We start from the raw sequence: 557 nt of genomic DNA, 5'->3' as shown, positions 1-557 counted from the left end.
CAGCGTGTCCGACGGCATCGTGCGCATCTTCGGCCTGGCCGACGTGATGCAGGGCGAAATGATCGAACTGCCCAACAACACCTTCGCGCTTGCGCTGAACCTGGAGCGTGATTCGGTCGGCGCCGTGGTGCTGGGCGATTACGAGAACCTGCGCGAAGGCGACGTGGCCAAGACCACCGGCCGCATCCTGGAAGTGCCGGTGGGTCCGGAGCTGCTCGGTCGCGTGGTCAACGCGCTCGGCGAGCCGATCGACGGCAAGGGTCCGCTCGGCGCGACCCAAACCGCACCGGTGGAGCGTGTTGCGCCGGGCGTGATCTGGCGTAAGTCGGTCGACCAGCCGGTGCAGACCGGTTACAAGTCGGTCGATGCGATGATCCCGATCGGCCGCGGCCAGCGCGAGCTGGTCATCGGCGACCGCCAGACCGGCAAGACCGCGCTGGCGATCGATGCGGTGATCAACCAGAAGGGCACCGGCATCAAGTGCGTGTACGTGGCGATCGGCCAGAAGGCCTCGACCGTTGCCAACATCGTGCGCAAGCTCGAAGAGAACGGCGCGC

The 557-nt window shown here is 66.8% G+C and carries 1 pseudogene; it reads left to right on the top strand.

Annotation, left to right across the window (positions count from 1 at the left end):
* A pseudogene (locus tag ABQX22_RS26735) lies at positions 1–557 on the top strand (F0F1 ATP synthase subunit alpha); the annotation flags it as partial.

It is taken from the genome of Xanthomonas sp. WHRI 1810A, from assembly GCF_040202885.1.
GTDB lineage: Bacteria > Pseudomonadota > Gammaproteobacteria > Pseudomonadales > Pseudomonadaceae > Aquipseudomonas.
Note: the sequence above shows the minus strand (reverse complement) of the source record. Positions and strands in the feature narration are given on the sequence as shown.